Below are 17,989 nucleotides of genomic sequence, written 5' to 3' on the forward strand. Positions count from 1 at the left end.
GGCGATCGGCATGTCGTCCTTCCTCTACCAATTGGGCCAGCTGCTGGTGCGCCGGCGCCGCTGGGTCATCGTCGCCTGGCTGCTCGTGCTCGCCATCGCCGTCGGCCTCGCCGGCTTCAACAAAGGCACCGACGACACCTTCGCTGTCCCCGGCACCCAATCGCAGGACGCCCTGGACTACCTCGGGCGCGTATTCCCCGAGACCAGCGGCTCCTCGGCCCAACTGGTCATCGTCGCCCCGGCCGGCCAGAACGTCACTGCCCTGGGCGCCGCACCCACCGCCACTGCCGTTGACCAGCTCACCAAACTGCACCAGGTCGCTTCGGTGATCAACCCGTTCGATCCCGCCCCGAAGACCGACACCCCACCAGGCAGCCCACAACCCCGAATCCAGGCGCCCATCTCAACCGATCATCGCGCCGCGATCCTCACCGCTCAGCTGACGGTCGCCCTCGCCGATGTCACACCCGAGACCCGCGACCAGATCACCCGCATCGGACAACAGCTGGCAACCGACATCGGCCACGGCGTCAGCGTGCATGTCGGCGGGCCCGCCTTCAGTAATCCCGTCCCCAAACTCAGTCCCACCGAAGGCATCGGTCTGCTGATCGCGCTCCTGGTGCTCCTGGTAGTCTTCGGCTCCCTGATCGCCGCTGGCATGCCGCTACTGACCGCGATCCTCGGCGTCGCGATCTCGGTGGCCCTCATCTACTCCGCCACCGTATTCACTCCCGTGTCCTCGACCGCGCCGATGCTCGCGGTGATGCTGGGGCTGGCGGTCGGCATCGACTATGCACTGTTCCTGCTGTCGCGGCACCGCGATCAGCTTGCCGACGGGCTCGAGGTCGGGGAATCCGTGGCCCGCGCCACCGCCACCGCCGGATCGGCCGTGACGTTCGCGGGTCTGACGGTCATCATCGCGCTACTGGGCCTGTTCGTCGGCGGTATCCCGTTCCTGACCACGATGGGTCTGGCAGCCGCTTCCGCCGTGGCCGTCGCCGTCGCGATCGCCGTCACCCTGATCCCGGCGCTGATGGCTCTCGCCGGTGAACGCCTGCGACCCAAAACCAAACCGACGCAGGCCAAAACTACCGCCACGACGCGACTGCGCCGCATCGAATGGAGTCGGCTCTGGGTGCAGACGGCCACCCGCAAGCCGGTGGTGACGGTCGTCGTCATCGTCGCCGGACTGGCCGTGTGCGCACTACCGGCGACTGAGCTGCGACTTGCTCTGCCGGACAACGGATCCGAAGAACACGGCAGCCCCGCCCGCGACACCTACGATGTCATCGACGAGCACTTCGGCCCCGGCTACAACGGCCCACTCATCGTCACCGCCGACATCATCGCCAGCACCGACCCGATCGGTGTGGTCAACAAGATCGCCGAAGACATCGCCCACCTACCCGGGGTGGCCAGCGTCCCGCTCGCCACGCCGAACCCCAAGGCAGACACCGGCATCATCCAAGTCGTCCCCACCACAGCACCGGACTCGGCGCAAACCGAGACCCTGGTGAACACACTGCGCGCCCAGCGCGAGCACTTCCAAAAGGCCTATGGCACCGACACCGCGGTCACCGGCATCACCGCCGTCGGTGTCGACGTGTCTGCCCAACTCGGGGCCGCACTGTTGCCCTTCGGGGTACTGGTCGTCGGGCTGTCACTGGTTCTCCTCGCGATGGTGTTCCGCTCAGTCTGGGTACCGGTCAAGGCCACCGCCGGATACTTGCTGTCGGTCGGAGCTGCCTTCGGAGCGACGTCCTTCGTCTTTCAGCAAGGCCACTTCGCCACCATGCTCGGGGTGGATCGCGTCGGCAGTGTGGTCAGCTTCCTGCCGATCATTCTCATGGGTGTGCTGTTCGGTCTGGCCATGGACTACGAAGTGTTCCTGGTATCGCGGATACGGGAAAGCTATGTGCACCAGGGTGATCCGCAGCAGGCCATCGAGTCCGGATTCATCTCGGCGTCGCGGGTGGTGGTAGCCGCGGCAGTCATCATGTTCGCCGTGTTCGCCGCCTTCGTCCCGGAGGGCAGCGCCGTCATCAAACCGATCGCGTTCAGCCTCGCCATCGGCGTCTTCGTCGACGCGTTCCTGGTTCGCATGACCCTGGTACCGGCAGTGCTGGCACTGCTTGGCCGGCGGGCCTGGTATCTGCCCGGCGCCATCGACCGCCGCCTGCCGATCTTCGACGCCGAAGGCGACGGCCTCATGCATGAGCTACGGCTGGCGGACTGGCCAGAACCTGGTTGCGACGACGCGATCGATGCCACCGGTCTAACTCGCACCGACGACCGCGGCCGCAACGTCTACGCCGGCATCAATCTGGCCGTGCCACGCGGTTCCGTCGTCGTGCTGCACGGCCCCGGGCCGGCCGGAAAGACCGCACTGCTGTACACCCTGGCGGGCCGTGTCGGCCGTATCGCCGGTGACCTCAAAGTTCTCGGACACGTGCTGCCGCAACATATGCGAACCGTCCGCCGGCAGGTCGCCGTGGTCACCTGCCACGACACCGCCGCGCCGGAAGCCGCGCTCGACGAGGCGCTCGCGAACGACATAGAGCTGATACTCATCGACGACGCCGACATCGTCATCCGCACCACCTCGCGTGACCGTGTGCGCGAAGTGCTCGCGGACCGCCGCAGCGCATCCGGACGCCCTGTCACCTTCGTGGTGACCTGCCAGGACCTCGCCCGCATCGCCGACCTGCTACCCGACGACACCGACAGTATCCACACCGTGGACCTCAACCCTGCAACCGCCGGAGCGAGCAAATGATCGCCTCTCTCGCAAGCCCGACTCACGACTCAGGCGCGCGCGGAAAGCTGCTGTGGCGCAGTTGGTTCGGACTACTGTTGCTACCGGTTCTGGTTATGGTCCTGTTCTTGTGGGCGTTCTGGGCTCCCGAATCGAACCACGGCGCCGCCAAAGCTGCCGTGGTCAACAACGACAAGCCGGTCACCGTCAATGGCCAGACCATCCCGCTGGGACGGCAATTGGCCAGCAACCTCACCACATCAAAAGCTGCCTTCACCTGGATCCTGACCGACGCCGCAGATGCGCGCGACGGTCTGGCGCGGGGCGACTACGGCGCCGTCGTCACCATCCCGGAAGACTTCTCCGCAAAAGCGACATCATCGGCGAATAGCAATCCGCTCAATGCCGGTCAAGCCGAAGTCCGGGTGCAGGCATCCAATGCCACCGGTGTCGCCGACCCGCTGGTCACCAGCCAAATCGCCCAGGTGGTGCTGCGAACCCTCAATCAGCAGATCGTCCAGACCTACCTGGACCGGGTGTACGTATCCTTCGGCAAGATCCACGACCAACTTGGTGCAGCAGCGAAGGGCGCATCCGAATTGGCCGACGGGGCAGACAAACTGACGGCCGGCGCAGCGCAGTTGGCAGCCGGAACTGGCCAGCTTTCCTCGGGCCTGGATGCGGCGCAAGCCCAAGCGAACCAGGTGCGAGCGGCAGCTTCCGGTCTGCAACAGCATCTTCAGCTACCGCCGCCTCCCTCACCGCCCGCAGCGGTCACCGACCGTGTCGACGCACTCACCGGGCAGATAGGTACCGCCATCAATGGCGTCCATCAACTCGATTCCGGTGCGCATCAGTTGGAGGGCGGTTTGCGGCAACTGTCCGGTGGCGCACACGAATTGGCGACCCAACTCGCACAGGGTCGCGATCAGGTGCCCGCCTACGACCAGACACAGCGTGACCGCATGAGCAATGTCGCGGCCACACCGGCCATCGCGGTCACCGACGGCACCGATCTGGGCGCAGCCGTCGCGGCGGTCGCGGTCACCCTGGCACTATGGGCCGGCGCGCTCAGCATCTTCATCAGCAGCCCGCCGCTGCCGAACGCCGTCCTCACATCACGGAAATCCACGCGACGGATCGTGGCGAGCGCCATCGCGCCCGGTGCCGCGATAGCGGTGGTGTCCGCAATTCTGTTGAGCGTCACACTCATACCGGTTCTCCATCTACCCGCGGGCAGGTGGTTCGGATTGCTCGGGGTCACGATACTGACCGCGTTGACCTTCACGGCTCTCAACCAGGCCGCCACCGCCGCGTTCGATCTGGCCGGCCGCTTCGTCTGCATCGCCGTCCTCGTTCTCGCGGTCGTCACCAGCCTGACCTCGACGATCCCGCCAGCTCTCCACGGCGTCGGGAACGTACTGCCCACGCACGCAGCGATCCTCGCCCTCCGTGGGGTCATCATCGGATCGAACACCACCATCGGCGGAGCTCTCGAACTCGCCGTCTGGATGATCGGCGCCGCGGTAGCGACCCTGTTTGTCACCGAAGGCCGTCGCTCGCTCAGCGGCCGACAGTTGCGCCTCGGCTACGTCTCTTCGCCTGAGGTATGACGAGAGAGCGATGCTTGCACCAACATCAATATGGGCGTGATCGAATTCCTGGTTGTTCGAGTTCAAACCGCTCACCCTCGCGCGTTTCATTGCGCGGGCACGCCGCGATGTTTGAGTCGGCCCTAGAAATCTTGGGTTTCCTTGCACGACTGAATCGCGCGGCAGTAACCAGCCCATCTACTGCGCATAGCGTGCTGCGCCGCTCGGTCACGAGCGCATCAGAACGGCAGGTCGACTCGGTGGCTTCGAGTCGGACTGGCAGGTGCCCTCCGGTCAGGAGATGTGACCGAGCTCGAGGACCAAGATCGCTGCCGCGGTAGCTCCCACCGCGAGTGCCGGGACGACGGCGAGGATGCGGTCGTGGACGCGGATATGACTCCCGGCGGCGCCGATCATCAGCAAGGTCACGCCAGTTGCCGCCGCGATCGCCAAGGGCCGCAAAATGAACCCGGCGAGCAGACCCGCTACGGCGACCAGTTCCAGGAGTCCGATAGCGCGGTTCAGTGCGTGCGGGACGCCGAGGTGTTCGGCATGGCGTTGCGCGGAGGGTGCATTGACGATCTTGGGAGCGCCTGCTGCGACGAGGATGATCGCCAGCGCCGCGGCCGCGATCATGCTGTAGGCGTGCATAAGTTAGTTCTCCTGCCGCTCGGCGCTATTGGGCTGTGATGGGGTTGCGCAGCTGGCCGAGTCCCTCGATGGTCGAGACCAGCAGGTTTCCTGGCTTGAGGTAGCGAGCCGGGATGCGCGAGTAGCCCACGCCGGCGGGAGTGCCGGTGAAGATGAGGTCGCCGCAGCGCAGTTCGCAGAACGTGGACAGGTAGCTGATCAAGGTGGCGATGTCGAAGATCATGTCGGAGGTTCGGGCCGATTGAACTGTGTCGCCGTCGACGGTCGTGCTGATGGCCAGGTCGTCGGGGTTGGCGAGTTCATCTGGCGTGGTGATCCAGGGGCCAATCGGGGTAAATGCGGCATGGCTCTTGGCCAGGCTGAATTGTGGTGGATCTCCGGCCATTTGGGCTTCGCGGTTGGAAATGTCTTGGCCGATGCAGAATCCGGCGATGTGGTTCGCAGCCTGTTCACGGGCGATGTTGCGTCCTGCCGTTCCGATCACGACGACCATCTCGACTTCCCAGTCGCAGGTCTCCGTGGGCAGTGGGATCGAGTCGGCCGGCCCGGTGATCGACGAGGGAAACTTAGTGAACACCAGTGGGACGTCGGGGACGCTCAGGCCGGTTTCTTCACTGTGGTCGGCGTAGTTCAGCCCGACCGCGAAGATTTGGCTGGGGTTGCTCACCGGCGGTCCGAGCGGGGTGGGATCTTTTGCGAGGCTGGCGAGAGTGTGCGTTAGTTCGGGTGTTGGTTGTGTCTTCCGGTACCAGTCACGAATGTCGGCGATGTGTGCGATAGCCGCGTCCGGGTTGCTGGAGAACAGCCCGTTGGAGCGACTGGCGAGATCGACGGTGCCTGCGTGGGTGATAAGTGTGGCTCGGCCGTTGAGGTTCGCGAGCTTCATGGCGTAAGTCCTTTGATGTCAGTGCTGTTGGCGGATAGGAGCCCGGCCGCCACCGAACGCGATCGGCAGCGGGCCGGATGGGGATGACCGTTAGTCGAGGCGAACCGGGGGGTCGGTTTGACTCACGAGCTGCCAGACCATCTCGTCGGGCATCGCGATGATCTGCTCGTAGACCTCTGCTGGGTAGTGCATGTGCGGTTTGGACGGATCGTTTCCGGGTTGGGTTACCGGTGCCGCCGATGGAATGAAAGGCTCTGGGTTGCGGTACTTTTCGAGTTCCTCGGCATCAATCCCGTTAATGGCAACAATTTCCGGGTCGATCCACGCGCGATCGTCGATCGCCTCGCCGGTCGTCAACTCCAGCGTGATGCCCTCGGGGCCGGCGAAGTAGATCGATTGGCAGAATCCGTGATCGATGGGACCGAGCACCACGATGCCGCGGCTGCGGATGCGATCACGCAGCGCCAGGAGCTCGTCAAAGTTCGCGACGTGCAGCGAGACATGTTGCATTGCACCGGCTGCTACCGGGTTGGTGGCATTCCCGGCATGCGTGACGCCGTAGTCGCGGGTGTCGGGGTTGTCGGGATGATAGACGAATGCGATGTATGACTCTGGGTTCAGTTCGACGAACCCGTGCCATGCCCCTTCCGCGCCGTGCATGCGGTAGAGCGCCTTGAGTGGGCAGCCGAGAACATCGGTGAAGAAGGCGATCTGGGCTTTGATGTCTCGAGTGGAGATCGCGAGGTGGTTGACCCCGCGTGGGTGGATTGCGGTCATCGCGCTTACCTTCCGTGGGTTGTTGGTGCGGTTGTGTTCGTCAGCTGCTTGTGGCACCAGGTGTGCACGACCTGGCTGTAGTCGGCGGTATGGAACAGCATCAGCTGGTGGACGCCGTTCGGGTGCACGTGGAATTCGACCGGCCCTCCCGTGGCGTCGACGACCAACTTGGCCAATGCGGGGGTGAAGATGGGGTCCTTTTCTCCGACCGCGAAGAGGATTGGTTTGGCGTTGTCCGCCAACGCAACAGCTGGGTCGTACCGCATGAGCGAACCCATCGCCTTGAAGTCGTAGGCCCAGGTGTTGAGCGGATCGCGGTGCTTCTGCTGGCCCGCCCCGCGGAAGCCGTAATCCTCGTCGAAGTCGATGAATCGGTCGATGTTGAACTCGAGCGCGTGGCCGTACATCGCGAGCAGCTGCTCGTACGCCGCGCTGCGGAAAGGATTGTCGGCAGGAACCAGCGGCGAGGATGGAATCGCGTAGCCCATCAAAATCGCACCCGCGATCCTCTCCGATGCGGCGTACGCGCAGTAGGCCGCCGCGGCACCGAGCGATGATCCCTTGATGAATACGGGCAGTCCTGTTGTGTCGCCGATGTGGTCCGCCATCTCCAGCGCGGCGGTAACCCATTCGTCGATGGTGAAATCACCCGCGCGCCGGCTCGCGCACGAACGGCCATGGCCAGGTGCGTCCATGGACCAGACGTCCGCGCCCAGCCCTGCGTAGTGCGCGGCAAAGTTGTCGTAGATACCGCCATGCCCACCCATACCGTGCTGGATGAGCAGGGCATGGTCAGCATCGGGGCTGGTGAACCGGTAAGCGAACGTTTCGCCCACCATGTGTTCTTCCCGTTTCATCGCGAATCTCCTGGGATCGACGTGAGGTAAATGGACCGGTTAAGTTGATGACCATCAATTAATCACAAATGTTGATGGCCGTCAACATCTTCGGTAGATTGAGGGCATGACATCGGAAAAACGCCGTGGTCGTCCGCCGGCAAGCGAGTCGCCCGCCTCGGTCGATGCGATCCTGGCGGCATCGCTGCGGGTGTTCGCCGAACGCGGATTCGACGGCACCTCGATTGCGGCGGTGAACCGGGAGCTTGGCGTCAGCCACAACCTCATCCACCAGCGGTTCGGCTCGAAAGAGGACCTGTGGTTTGCCACGGTGGATTGGGCCTTCGGCCTGGTTGAACGCGGCCTGGCCGATATCAATCCCGCCCCCGACACCGACCTTTTGGGCGCGACACGGAGCACCATCGTCCGGTTTCTCGAACTGCATGCCGAGCATCCCGAAATACTGCGACTTGTCACCGTCGAGGGAGCAGTGCCCAGTGCGCGTTTGACCTATCTCTGGGAGGCGCACATCGGCCCGTCGATCATGCGAGTCTTGTCCCCGTTGAAGGTGCTGGTCGACGCAGGGGTCCTAACGGAGGCAAACATCCGTAGCCTGCATTTCCTGGTCGCACACGGAGCGACCGCACCGTTCAGCTTGGTTCCACTGGCAGAGCAGATGGCGCCGGAAGATCCGCGTAGCACGGCCGCCGTCCGTGAACACGCCGAGTTCGTGGCAGACCTGGTCGTCGCAGGGCTCAAAGCGCGCGGAGCCGACCGCAGTGGATAGCGCCAAAGTCACTCTGAGCTTCGACAACGGACCGAGCGAGGTCACGCCGACGGTTCTCGACATCCTGCGTCAACGGTCAATTCAGTCGACGTTTTTCGTTGTCGGAGAACAACTATTGACGCCCGGTGCGATGTCGATGATCGAGCGGGCGGCGAGTGACGGACATTGGATCGGCAACCACACCATGACCCACTCGATACAGTTCGGGGATGACGACGACCCGCGATTACCTGAACAGGAGATCGGCGCCGCACAGCGTCTGCTCGAGCCATTCGCCCACCCGGACAAGCTGTTTCGACCCTACGGAGGTGGCGGCATACTCGACCAGCGCCTCCTCAGCGCGGCCGCGGTCGACTACATCGAGACAAACGAGTACACCTGCGTGCTGTGGAACTGCGTCCCACACGATTGGGACGAACCGGACCACTGGGTCGAACGCTGCGTGCGTGACGTGCTCACCCGTCCGTGGAGCCTGGTCGTCATCCACGATCTGCCCACCGGGGCGATGGACCACCTGCCGGCCTTGCTGGATCAACTGGACTCCCTGGGCATCGAAATCGTCCAGTCGTTTCCGCCGGATTGCGTCCCCATCCAATCCGGCCGGCGAACAGGGTCCCTGACCGGACTCGGGGTCTGATCCGCTGCCCGAGTCCACTTTTCGTCGACCGCGCGACCGACTGGACCAAAAGACCTTCTCGCCAATTACTGGGAACACGCTTCATCAGACACATTGGGCATCATCCCAATCCCGCTGCGATACAGGTGCTTTGCGCCACTTGTAGAACGCCTGGGTCGAGAATCCCAGGACCCGGCAACGATCCGCTTGACTGACGATAGATTCGTATATGAGGATATCGTCAGATTGTGTCGCAGGGCACATCGAGATGCGATGGAGGACAGCAACAATGGTCAGCACCTGCCAAGGGACGTCAAGATTCGACGAACTTCCTCATGGCCGTTGCCGACCGTGTCCTAGAGCCGCGGCCGGCCGGGCCGCGAAGACTGCCGACCGGATCGGCAGGCGGCGATGAGCGCCGACGGGTCGCAGGATTGTTACGACGTCGCCGTTATCGGTTTAGGTCCTGTCGGCGAGCTCGCGGCGATCTTGCTTGCCCGTAGCGGTCTTCGTGTTCTTGCCGTCGACCGGGAAGCCGATGTCTATGGCAACCCCCGCGTGGGGGTTCTCGACGGCGAAGCGCTGCGAAGTTTGCAGAAGGCAGGCGTCTACGAAGAGGCGGTGGTCGACATGATTTCCGGAGCGGGCGCACAATGGGCGTCACGGGCTGGAGCGATCCTTGCCACGACAATGCCCACGAAACTCCTCAGGCACACCCGTGGTTGTCGGCCATCTATCAACCGTTACTGGATCGCCACCTTCGGACTGCTCTGGCGAGTTACCAAATGGTTGACGTGCGGGTGAATCACGAGTTGACCGGGTTGATCCAGCACGCTGATGGAGTTGCGCTCGAGTTTCGGGATGGCCAGGGCGCCGTCAGCCGAGCCCGTGCGCGGCTGGTCCTGGGCTGCGACGGTGCCAATAGCACTGTTCGTGAAGCTGTAGGGGTGCAGCTCGAAGGATCGAGCTTCAACGAGCCTTGGGTGATCGTCGACGCGAAGCTACCTGAGCCGATTGCCCATGTTCCCTACTTTTGCTTCACGATGGATCCGGCGGGACCGCGGATGACCGGTCGGCTCGCCGACGGCAATCACCGTTGGGAGCGCAAGGTGATGCCCCATGAAAACCGTGACGAGCTCCTGCAACCAGGTGCCGCAGCGCAGATGATCGCCGAGCACGCCGACCCTGACACCGCACAGATACTGCGCCACGTCGTGTACACGTTCCAAGCCAAGCAAGCACAACGATGGCGGGTGGGCCGAGTCATGTTGTGCGGAGACGCAGCTCATTTGATGCCGCCGATGGCAGGCCAGGGCCTCAACTCGGGTATTCGCGATGTGACCAACTTGTCGTGGAAGGTAAGCGCGGTACTGCGCGCAGGAGCGCCCCTTGAGCTCCTCGACACATACGAAGATGAGCGCCGTCCACATGTCGTCGCGATGACCAACCTGTCATTACGGGCCGGTCGTCTCATCATGCTTCGATCATCACGAGCGGCGGCAGTTCGCGACAACGCCATCGCCGCGCTGATGCGCATACCGCAAGTGCGCCAACACGTTCGGCAAGGCCGCTACCGCCCGCCGGCGCGGTATCGGCGCGGACTGCTGATCGGAGCACCATCGCGGCGCTCGTCGGTCGGCATGCTGTTTCCCCAGCCCTACGTTCGCACCTACAGCGGCCAAGAGCACCGGCTCGATGACGTCGCCGGATCAGGATGGCGCATCATCGGCTGGGGCGACGATCCGCGAGCCGGTTTGTCGGTACAAGGACGTCGCTTGGCCCAGGAGGTCTTGAACGCCAGTTTCGTCACGTTGTGTCCGCCCGGTGGCCGCTCGATCACCCCGGGTGCCTCCCCGCAGGTTTTGGAGGACATCAGCGAAACGTCGCGTCGCATGTTCCGGGCTCAGCCCTTCGTCGTCGTACGGCCCGATCACTACGTGTGCGCCAATCCCGCACACCACGACCTGGATTCCGCGGTCCGCCAGATCGCCCAGCGGGTATCGAGCCGCGGATCGGACACGGCTGCCGGCGAGTCCGGCCCGTTGACGGGCACTTGGCTACTCGACCCTGGCACTGTGCACGTAGGCTTCACCGCCCGCGGGATATGGGGATTGCTGCCTGTCTCCGGCCATTTCGCGCAATCGTCGGGATCGCTGACGTGGAATGGAGATGGCTCCGCAGAGGTACGTCTCGAGGTGCAGGCCGCTAGCATCACGACAGGGCTGAAGGCGCGCGATCGACACTTGCTGGCGCCGGATTTCCTCGACGCGGCCGCATATCCCACCATCAGCTTCCAGGGGCATGCGTCCGCGCCACGCTCAGATGCGCTCACCGTGCGCGGTGCACTGACCATCCGCGGACGGACGGCCGAGACCGAAGTCGAGGTCACACTTTCGCGGGAGGGCGTCGAACTGGTCGGCGAAATGGCATCGCGAATTACGCTGAGCGACTTCGGGATTACGCCGCACTTGGGCATCGTGCGTCCCACCGTCGAGCTGCGCATGCACGGGCGCCTCATCGCGGAAAACACGGACATTACCGATGGGGCCCGTGCTACTGCGCGTAGGCCCTAACTTTCCGTGGGGCGCACCTTGCCCCGAAGTGCGCCCCAGGATGGCACTACTGCCGGCGCACCTCCAGTCAAGACTTCGTCCACGACTCGACGGTGCGAAAAAGACTCGAGCGGAAAGTAATTCAATACCGAAGAGGACTATTGCAATGAACCGCCGACGTGCTCCAGTCCGCTGGACTCGATTGCCGACAGATCCGGCAGAGGACGCCGGCACAGAGAGCGCGCCTGCTTGGAAGTCACGCCGAAAGCGCGCAATACCCCCTCCGCGATTTGGTCAGTGGCGGCGGCGTCATCCCGATCTGGCTGCTCGCGCAGGAGTGTGCCGAGGCCAAACAGGGCACCACCAGCAAGAGATAGCGCCAGTTCGGGATCGCCGATGGTGAAGCGGCCGGCGTCGATCGCGGCTGCAATGTCACGCAGAGCGCGCGGCGCCATCCCTCGATCGGAAAGCACCATCGCTGATCCGCGGCTCAAGATCAGCTGACCTTCTTGGGGTCGGCGCCGGAAGAGTCGACCACCGAGGCGGAAGCTGGTGGCGAACGCCTCGGCGGGATCGGCGATGTCAGCGGTATAGGCATCCAGTAGTGCGCCATAGCCGTCCAGAACGTCGTCGACAGCAGCTTCGAAAAGCTCTTCCTTGCTGGTGAAATGGTTGTAGAACGACCCTATCCCAACGTCGGCGGCCTGGGTGATTTCCAGGACAGGCACGTTGAGAGCACCTTGGGCGATAAAGCTCTGGGCCGCGCGAATGAGGGCGCCGCGAGTGAGCATTTTGCGGCGTCGCAGTCGGGAAATCGATTCAGCTCCGGCCTCGGAGGCGTCGGCGTTGGCCTCATTCATCCACCGACTGTATCAACCACATCAGTTATGAAGATTTCGTCATAACAGCCTTGACTGAGGATACAGTCGCATGTGATGATTTCGTCAGAAACAGTGAGAAGTGACGAACATGACTGCCGATTGAAGAACACTGGACTGTGTCGATCGAGCACATCGCCACGTTGAGCGACGTAGCCGGCGCTCTCCTGATCACAGCGACCCAATGACCCTTCGCGCGAGTGCGCGAACAACCCCGAATAGGACGACGCCATGTTGCGTAGCCCCCAGGGCATTGCCACCTACCGGCCGAATATCTACACCACCGAGGCAATCCGCCGACCCTATGAGCACTACCGCACTTTGCGCCGACTCGGACCGGTCGTGTGGTTGCCGCGCCACCGCCTCTACGCCCTGCCGCGCTACGCCGAATGTAAAGCCACTTTGCGCGCGGACAGCGTATTTGCGTCCGGGTACGGAGTCGCGGTTAATCCCCTGACCAACCGCTTGTCCCGCGGCACCACACTCAACAGCGACGGCGCCGAACACGACCAACGCCGCAAACTGGTGGCGCACCGCCTGATGCCCCGAGCGCTGCGTGCCCTGAGCACTGCAGTTGACCAGCAGGCCGCCGCCATCGTGGATGCAGCGGTGACCAAAGTCCACATCGACGGAGTCGCCGACCTGGCCACCGCGATGCCGGCGTCACTCGTACCCGACATGGTCGGCTGGCCCAGAGAACACCGAGACCACCTTATCCCTTGGGGCGCAGCAACATTCGATCTCATGGGGCCGATGAACTGGCAAGCGATCAAAGCAATCCCCCGTAGTCTGCAGATGCTGTGGTTCGCGCGGCGGGTAGTGCGCGACCGCAACGTCCTCGACGGCAGCATGGTCGACGAACTCCTGACCGCCGCCGACAACGGCGATCTCAGCCTTGACGATGTACCACCGCTGCTGCTCGACTACATCGCCCCGTCGTTGGACACCACGATCAGCGCCATCTCCAGTGCGGTCTACCTCTTCGCTACCCACCCTGAACAGTGGCAGCTACTCAGGGCAGAACCAACTCTGATACCCAACGCCATCAACGAGGTGATCCGCCTGGAGTCTCCGCTGCGGGCATTCACGCGAAAGGTTCTCACGGACACCGAAATTGCCGGCAGCCTGATCCCGGCAGGCGCACGCGTCCTGGCCTTGTATGCCTCGGCCAACCGCGACGAACGCGAATGGGACAAACCCGACGAATTCGACATCCGTCGCGACGCCGGTCGTCAAATTGGATTCGGCAACGGCGCGCACGCCTGTGCCGGGCAGGGTCTGGCCCGACTGGAGACCGCGGCTATTCTCACCGCCTTGACGGCGCGGGTGCAACGCATCGAATTGGCCGGCACGCCAGTGTGGGCGATCAACAACATCATTCATCGCCACGAGCATCTGCCTATCAGGCTGATCGCCGCTTGATAGGCCGTTCACTACAGACATTCCCTACCGCAGGACACATCATCTGTTAAGGAGAAACAGCGTGCCGCAGACAGTGCGTGGTGTGATTTCCCGGGCCAAGAAGCAGCCCATCGAGCTCGTCGACATCGTCATCCCCGATCCCGGACCCGGTGAAGTCGTCGTCGACATCATCGCCTGCGGCGTGTGCCACACCGACCTCACCTACCGCGAAGGCGGCATCAACGACCAATACCCGTTCCTGCTCGGCCACGAAGCCGCCGGCACCGTCGAAGCCGTCGGAGAGGGCGTCACCCACGTCGCCCCCGGCGACTTCGTCATCCTCAACTGGCGCGCCGTCTGCGGCGAATGCCGCGCCTGCAAACGCGGCCGCCCCCACCTGTGCTTCGACACCTTCAACGCCACCCACAAGATGACGCTCACCGACGGCACCGAACTCACCCCCGCCCTGGGCATCGGCGCCTTCGCCGACAAGACCCTCGTGCACGAACGCCAGTGCACCAAGGTCGATTCCGAAGCCGACCCCGCCGTCGCCGGACTGCTGGGCTGCGGCGTGATGGCCGGCATCGGCGCCGCCATCAACACCGGCGGCGTCACCCGTGACGACACCGTCGCGGTCATCGGCTGCGGCGGCGTGGGCGATGCGGCCATCGCCGGCGCCGCCCTGGTCGGCGCCAAGCGGATCATCGCCGTCGACACCGACAACAAGAAACTGCACTGGGCGCGCGAGTTCGGCGCCACCCACACCATCAACGCCCGCGACCTCGACGCCGTCGAGACCATCGCCGACCTCACCGACGGCTTCGGCGCCGACGTCGTCATCGACGCCGTCGGCCGCCCCGAAACCTGGAAGCAGGCGTTCTACGCCCGCGATCTGGCCGGAACCGTTGTCCTGGTGGGTGTTCCGACACCCGACATGACCCTCGAGATGCCGCTGATCGACTTCTTCTCCCACGGCGGATCGCTGAAGTCGTCGTGGTACGGCGACTGCCTGCCCGAACGCGACTTCCCCACCCTCATCAGCCTGTACCTGCAGGGCCGGCTCCCGCTGGAGAAGTTCGTCACCGAACGCATCGGACTCGACCAGATCGAGGACGCCTTCCACAAGATGCACAGCGGCGAGGTGCTGCGCTCGGTGGTGGTCCTCAAGTGAGTGGTCACGGCCCAGGAGCACACCTCATCCCGCCCTCCTGATCCGCCACTGCCCGTCCTGTTTCTCCACCAGACCGCTGATCTCCAGCAGCGCCAGCGGCCCGAGCACACGTTCGGGTGGCAGGGCCGCACCGACCGAGATCTGCTCGAGGCTGCGGAAGCCCCGTGCCGGCAGCGCCTCGTACACCTGAAGCTGGTCCGGGGTCAGGTCATCGAGCGGTGTCTCTGGATGCTCGGGTTCATCGGCCAGTTCGCCTATCCGCCCGATCAATTCGACGACCTGCTCGGCCCGGTCGACCAGGGCCGCACCGTTGCGGATGAGGACGTGGCATCCCGCCGAAGCGGCCGACGTCACCGGGCCGGGCACCGCACACACCTTGCGGCCCATCGCGGTCGCCCACGCCGCGGTGTTGGCCGCCCCGCTGCGCAGCCCAGCTTCAACCACCACGGTGGCCCCGGATAGCGCCGCCGCCAATCGGTTTCGGGTCAGGAACCGGTATCTGGTCGGCCGCTCCCCCGGCGGATACTCGCTGAGCAGCAGCCCCGAGGTGGCCACCCGGTGCAGCAGCGCCGAATGCCCCGACGGGTACGGCACGTCGATACCCCCGGCAAGCACTGCCATGGTGACGCCGTCCGACGCCAACACCGCGCGGTGCGCCGCTCCGTCGATGCCATAAGCGCCACCAGAGACCACCGCGGCGTCACGTTCGACGAGGCCCGCTGCAATCTCGGCAGCGACATGTTCGCCGTACGCCGTGCACGCCCTGGTGCCGACGATGGAGGCAGCGCGTTCGGCGATCTCATCGAGGCGGGCCGGGCCGAGCGCCCACAACACCATGGGCGGGTAACCCGATGGCCGCTCCCACACCGCCTTGTTCGCGAACGCGACGAACGACAGGTACGGCCACTCATCGTCGTCGGGCGTGATCAACCGCCCACCGCGGCGATCGAGAATCTCCAAATCCCGCGCCGCGCAATCAACCTCACGGCGCGCGGCGACGCTGCCGGTGAGGTCCGAATCCTCGCGGCCGCGCCGGATCATGTCTGCCACCTCGACCGGCCCGTGATCGGCCACCAATACCGTCAACCTCGGGCACGGCGGTTCAGCCACCCGCGACAGATACGCCCACGCCCGCAGTTCCTGCTCGTCGGCACTCATCGGACATCTCCCTCGCGGAAACCCAATGCCGTGCTGACGTCCTCGAGGTTGGGCGCATCGCGGCCCGCCAGATCGGCCAGGGACCACGCGACGCGCAACGTGCGGTCAACGCCGCGGATACTCAACCGGCCGGAATCGAGGGATTTGCGCAGCGGCTCCATGGCGTCCCGGCTCAGCCGGAATCTGCGGCGCAGCAGGGGCCCTGGTACCTCGGCGTTGGTCCGGACTCCGACGTCCTGCCATCGCTCGGCGGCGGCCGCACGGGCGGCGGCGACGCGGGCACGGACAGCACTGGTGGATTCGGCGGCGTGGTCACCGAAGGCGCCGGCGAGTACAGGGTGCATATCGACACGCAGATCGACGCGGTCCATCAGCGGCCCGGAGAGCTTGCCCAGATACCGACGCCGGTCGGCTGACGGGCACACACAGTCCCGCGGGTTCGGCGGAGCGCACGGGCACGGATTCGCCGCGAGGACCAACTGGAAGCGAGCGGGATAGCACGCCACGCCGTCACGACGTGCCAGCCGAATCTTGCCTTCCTCCAACGGGGTCCGCAGGGCTTCGAGCACGCTGGTCCCGATCTCGGCGCACTCGTCGAGGAACAGGACGCCGCGATGCGACCGGCTGATGGCGCCGGGGCGTGCCATCCCGGAGCCACCGCCGACGAGTGCCGAGACACTGGACGTGTGATGCGGCGCCACGAACGGCGGGCGGGTGATCAGCGGCGTATCACCGGTGAGCAGCCCGACCACCGAATGGATGGCGGTGACCTCCAGCGCTTCCTCCTCGGTCAGGTCGGGCAGCAGCCCCGGGAGCCGTTGGGCCAGCATCGTCTTGCCGATCCCCGGCGGCCCCGTGAGCATCAGGTGGTGGGCGCCGGCGGCGGCGATCTCCACTGCCCATCGAGCTTGGGTCTGACCGACCACGTCGGCCAGGTCGACGCCGTCGTCGGCGGCCGGCGCCGTCGTGTCGACCCGCCCGTCCAGCGGCGCCTTCCCATTGAGCCACGCCTGCATCTGTCCGAGCGTGCGAACGCCCCATACCTCGATGCCGTCGACGAGACTGGCTTCGGCCAGATTCTCGGCAGGCACGACCACCGACGGCCACCCTTCCCGCTTGGCAGCCATGACGGCAGGCAGCACGCCCTTGACCGGACGCACCCGACCGTCGAGTGCCAGTTCGCCCAGCAGGACCGTCTTGTCCAGCCGTCCCCAGTGCGTCTTCAGATGCGCCGACAGCACCGACGCGGCGATCGCCAGGTCATACATCGACCCACCTTTCGGCAGCGTGGCCGGCGACAGCCCGAGAGTCAGCCGCGACATCGGCCAGCTGTTGCCGCAGTTGGTGATCGCGGCCCTGACCCGGTCCCGCGACTCCTGCAGCGCCGCATCGGGTAGGCCGACCAGATGCACCCCCGGCAGCCCCGAGGTGATGTCCGCCTCGATCTCCACCATGACGCCGTCGAGGCCGCGGATGGCCACCGAGTAGGCCCGTCCCAGCGCCATCAGCCGATACCTCTCAGATGCACCAGCTCCGGCTCCCGGCCACCGAGCCGGACGCCGACCACATCGATCCGCACATCGGGCCAGTGCGCGTTCTGCTCAGCCAGCCACACGCTGGCCAACCGACGCAGCCGACGGGCCTTCTCGGGCGTCACCGCTTCCTCGACACCGCCGAACTCCGTGGTGGTGCGGGTCTTCACCTCGACGAAGACCACCGCACTGTGGTCCCTTTCGGTGGCGATGACGTCGAGTTCACCCCACCGGCAGCGCCAGTTCCGGGTCAGGACCGTCATTCCCAGCGAGACCAGGTGGTCGACCGCGAGCTGTTCACCGAGCGCTCCGATCTCGGCGCGGGTCATGCGTGGTGGTGTGTTCATGCCGTCACCGTGGCCGGAGCCACCGACAGATCACGAGACGAAGACCCTCG

The 17,989-nt window shown here is 64.9% G+C and carries 16 protein-coding genes; 8 read left to right on the top strand and 8 right to left on the bottom strand.

All coding sequences use genetic code 11. The features are described 5' to 3' along the window. The first annotated feature begins 10 nt into the window (after positions 1-10). Positions 11-2,776, top strand: coding sequence for an MMPL family transporter (locus BR47_RS0101630; RefSeq protein ID WP_020102043.1), 2,766 nt, complete (start codon positions 11-13; stop codon positions 2,774-2,776). Beyond that, entirely contained in the window at positions 2,773-4,368 is a 1,596-nt protein-coding gene (locus tag BR47_RS0101635; RefSeq protein WP_029118385.1) for a YhgE/Pip family protein, read from the top strand. Before BR47_RS0101630 ends, BR47_RS0101635 begins: the two co-directional genes overlap by 4 nt. A gap of 273 nt (positions 4,369-4,641) precedes the next feature. Here the strand turns inward: BR47_RS0101635 and BR47_RS0101640 are convergent, their stop codons facing one another. The 4 genes from BR47_RS0101640 to BR47_RS29430 all read right to left on the bottom strand — a co-directional run bounded on the left by BR47_RS0101640 (position 4,642) and on the right by BR47_RS29430 (position 7,518). After that, positions 4,642-4,998: a DoxX family protein gene (locus tag BR47_RS0101640; RefSeq protein ID WP_020102045.1), complete on the bottom strand. Its 357-nt coding sequence runs from the start codon at positions 4,996-4,998 to the stop codon at positions 4,642-4,644. Positions 4,999-5,023: 25 nt separating this feature from the next. Further along, positions 5,024-5,884 (bottom strand): fumarylacetoacetate hydrolase family protein, encoded by an 861-nt coding sequence (locus tag BR47_RS0101645; protein WP_029118386.1) that lies wholly within the window; start codon positions 5,882-5,884, stop codon positions 5,024-5,026. Between the two features lie 90 nt (positions 5,885-5,974). After that, positions 5,975-6,661 (bottom strand): VOC family protein, encoded by a 687-nt coding sequence (locus tag BR47_RS0101650; RefSeq protein ID WP_029118387.1) that lies wholly within the window; start codon positions 6,659-6,661, stop codon positions 5,975-5,977. A gap of 5 nt (positions 6,662-6,666) precedes the next feature. Further along, positions 6,667-7,518, bottom strand: coding sequence for an alpha/beta hydrolase (locus BR47_RS29430; protein WP_051634549.1), 852 nt, complete (start codon positions 7,516-7,518; stop codon positions 6,667-6,669). 106 nt (positions 7,519-7,624) lie between these two features. On the opposite strand from BR47_RS29430, the gene BR47_RS0101660 reads away from it, so the two are divergent. From BR47_RS0101660 to BR47_RS33975, 4 genes are all read left to right on the top strand, one after another. Continuing rightward, on the top strand, positions 7,625-8,284 hold the full coding sequence (locus BR47_RS0101660) for a TetR/AcrR family transcriptional regulator (protein ID WP_036426526.1): 660 nt from the start codon (positions 7,625-7,627) through the stop codon (positions 8,282-8,284). After that, positions 8,277-8,921 (top strand): polysaccharide deacetylase family protein, encoded by a 645-nt coding sequence (locus BR47_RS0101665; RefSeq protein WP_020102050.1) that lies wholly within the window; start codon positions 8,277-8,279, stop codon positions 8,919-8,921. The genes BR47_RS0101660 and BR47_RS0101665 overlap by 8 nt, the downstream gene beginning before the upstream one ends. Before the next feature lie 390 nt (positions 8,922-9,311). Next, positions 9,312-9,704 carry an FAD-dependent monooxygenase gene (locus BR47_RS33970; RefSeq protein ID WP_081831163.1) on the top strand — a complete coding sequence of 131 codons (393 nt, stop codon included), beginning with the start codon at positions 9,312-9,314 and terminating at the stop codon, positions 9,702-9,704. After that, positions 9,623-11,473 (top strand): FAD-dependent monooxygenase, encoded by a 1,851-nt coding sequence (locus BR47_RS33975; protein WP_177127299.1) that lies wholly within the window; start codon positions 9,623-9,625, stop codon positions 11,471-11,473. The genes BR47_RS33970 and BR47_RS33975 overlap by 82 nt, the downstream gene beginning before the upstream one ends. Positions 11,474-11,610: 137 nt before the next feature. Here the strand turns inward: BR47_RS33975 and BR47_RS0101680 are convergent, their stop codons facing one another. Continuing rightward, complete coding sequence (locus tag BR47_RS0101680) at positions 11,611-12,312, bottom strand: TetR/AcrR family transcriptional regulator (protein ID WP_081633441.1); 702 nt, start codon at positions 12,310-12,312, stop codon at positions 11,611-11,613. A 249-nt stretch (positions 12,313-12,561) separates the two neighbouring features. Here BR47_RS0101680 and BR47_RS0101685 point away from each other — a divergent pair, with 249 nt between their 5' ends. Both BR47_RS0101685 and BR47_RS0101690 read left to right on the top strand, forming a co-directional pair. After that, complete coding sequence (locus BR47_RS0101685; RefSeq protein WP_020102053.1) at positions 12,562-13,752, top strand: cytochrome P450; 1,191 nt, start codon at positions 12,562-12,564, stop codon at positions 13,750-13,752. 61 nt (positions 13,753-13,813) lie between these two features. Further along, positions 13,814-14,902, top strand: a complete 1,089-nt coding sequence (locus tag BR47_RS0101690) for an S-(hydroxymethyl)mycothiol dehydrogenase (protein WP_029118391.1) — start codon at positions 13,814-13,816, stop codon at positions 14,900-14,902. Positions 14,903-14,926: 24 nt separating this feature from the next. Here the strand turns inward: BR47_RS0101690 and dprA are convergent, their stop codons facing one another. From dprA to BR47_RS0101705, 3 genes are read right to left on the bottom strand one after another with little or no spacing between them, the layout of a single operon-like run. Next, positions 14,927-16,060, bottom strand: coding sequence for a DNA-processing protein DprA (gene dprA / locus BR47_RS0101695; protein WP_029118392.1), 1,134 nt, complete (start codon positions 16,058-16,060; stop codon positions 14,927-14,929). Then, the gene (locus tag BR47_RS0101700; protein WP_020103732.1) at positions 16,057-17,565 is read right to left on the bottom strand and encodes a YifB family Mg chelatase-like AAA ATPase; all 1,509 of its coding nucleotides are present in this window, start codon (positions 17,563-17,565) and stop codon (positions 16,057-16,059) included. Before BR47_RS0101700 ends, dprA begins: the two co-directional genes overlap by 4 nt. Further along, positions 17,565-17,921, bottom strand: coding sequence for a YraN family protein (locus BR47_RS0101705; protein ID WP_020103733.1), 357 nt, complete (start codon positions 17,919-17,921; stop codon positions 17,565-17,567). The genes BR47_RS0101700 and BR47_RS0101705 overlap by 1 nt, the downstream gene beginning before the upstream one ends. Positions 17,922-17,989: the final 68 nt, after the last annotated feature.

The sequence above is a fragment of the Mycobacterium sp. UNC410CL29Cvi84 genome (genome assembly GCF_000686745.1).
GTDB lineage: Bacteria > Actinomycetota > Actinomycetes > Mycobacteriales > Mycobacteriaceae > Mycobacterium > Mycobacterium mucogenicum_B.

Coding starts and splice junctions, on each gene's coding strand:
- BR47_RS0101630 (WP_020102043.1), top strand. CDS start 11: ATGTCGTCCTTCCTCTACCAATTGGGCCAGCTGCTGGTGCGCCGGCGC.
- BR47_RS0101635 (WP_029118385.1), top strand. CDS start 2,773: ATGATCGCCTCTCTCGCAAGCCCGACTCACGACTCAGGCGCGCGCGGA.
- BR47_RS0101640 (WP_020102045.1), bottom strand. CDS start 4,998: ATGCACGCCTACAGCATGATCGCGGCCGCGGCGCTGGCGATCATCCTC.
- BR47_RS0101645 (WP_029118386.1), bottom strand. CDS start 5,884: ATGAAGCTCGCGAACCTCAACGGCCGAGCCACACTTATCACCCACGCA.
- BR47_RS0101650 (WP_029118387.1), bottom strand. CDS start 6,661: ATGACCGCAATCCACCCACGCGGGGTCAACCACCTCGCGATCTCCACT.
- BR47_RS29430 (WP_051634549.1), bottom strand. CDS start 7,518: ATGAAACGGGAAGAACACATGGTGGGCGAAACGTTCGCTTACCGGTTC.
- BR47_RS0101660 (WP_036426526.1), top strand. CDS start 7,625: ATGACATCGGAAAAACGCCGTGGTCGTCCGCCGGCAAGCGAGTCGCCC.
- BR47_RS33970 (WP_081831163.1), top strand. CDS start 9,312: ATGAGCGCCGACGGGTCGCAGGATTGTTACGACGTCGCCGTTATCGGT.
- BR47_RS0101680 (WP_081633441.1), bottom strand. CDS start 12,312: ATGAATGAGGCCAACGCCGACGCCTCCGAGGCCGGAGCTGAATCGATT.
- BR47_RS0101685 (WP_020102053.1), top strand. CDS start 12,562: ATGTTGCGTAGCCCCCAGGGCATTGCCACCTACCGGCCGAATATCTAC.
- dprA (WP_029118392.1), bottom strand. CDS start 16,060: ATGAGTGCCGACGAGCAGGAACTGCGGGCGTGGGCGTATCTGTCGCGG.
- BR47_RS0101700 (WP_020103732.1), bottom strand. CDS start 17,565: ATGGCGCTGGGACGGGCCTACTCGGTGGCCATCCGCGGCCTCGACGGC.
- BR47_RS0101705 (WP_020103733.1), bottom strand. CDS start 17,921: ATGACCCGCGCCGAGATCGGAGCGCTCGGTGAACAGCTCGCGGTCGAC.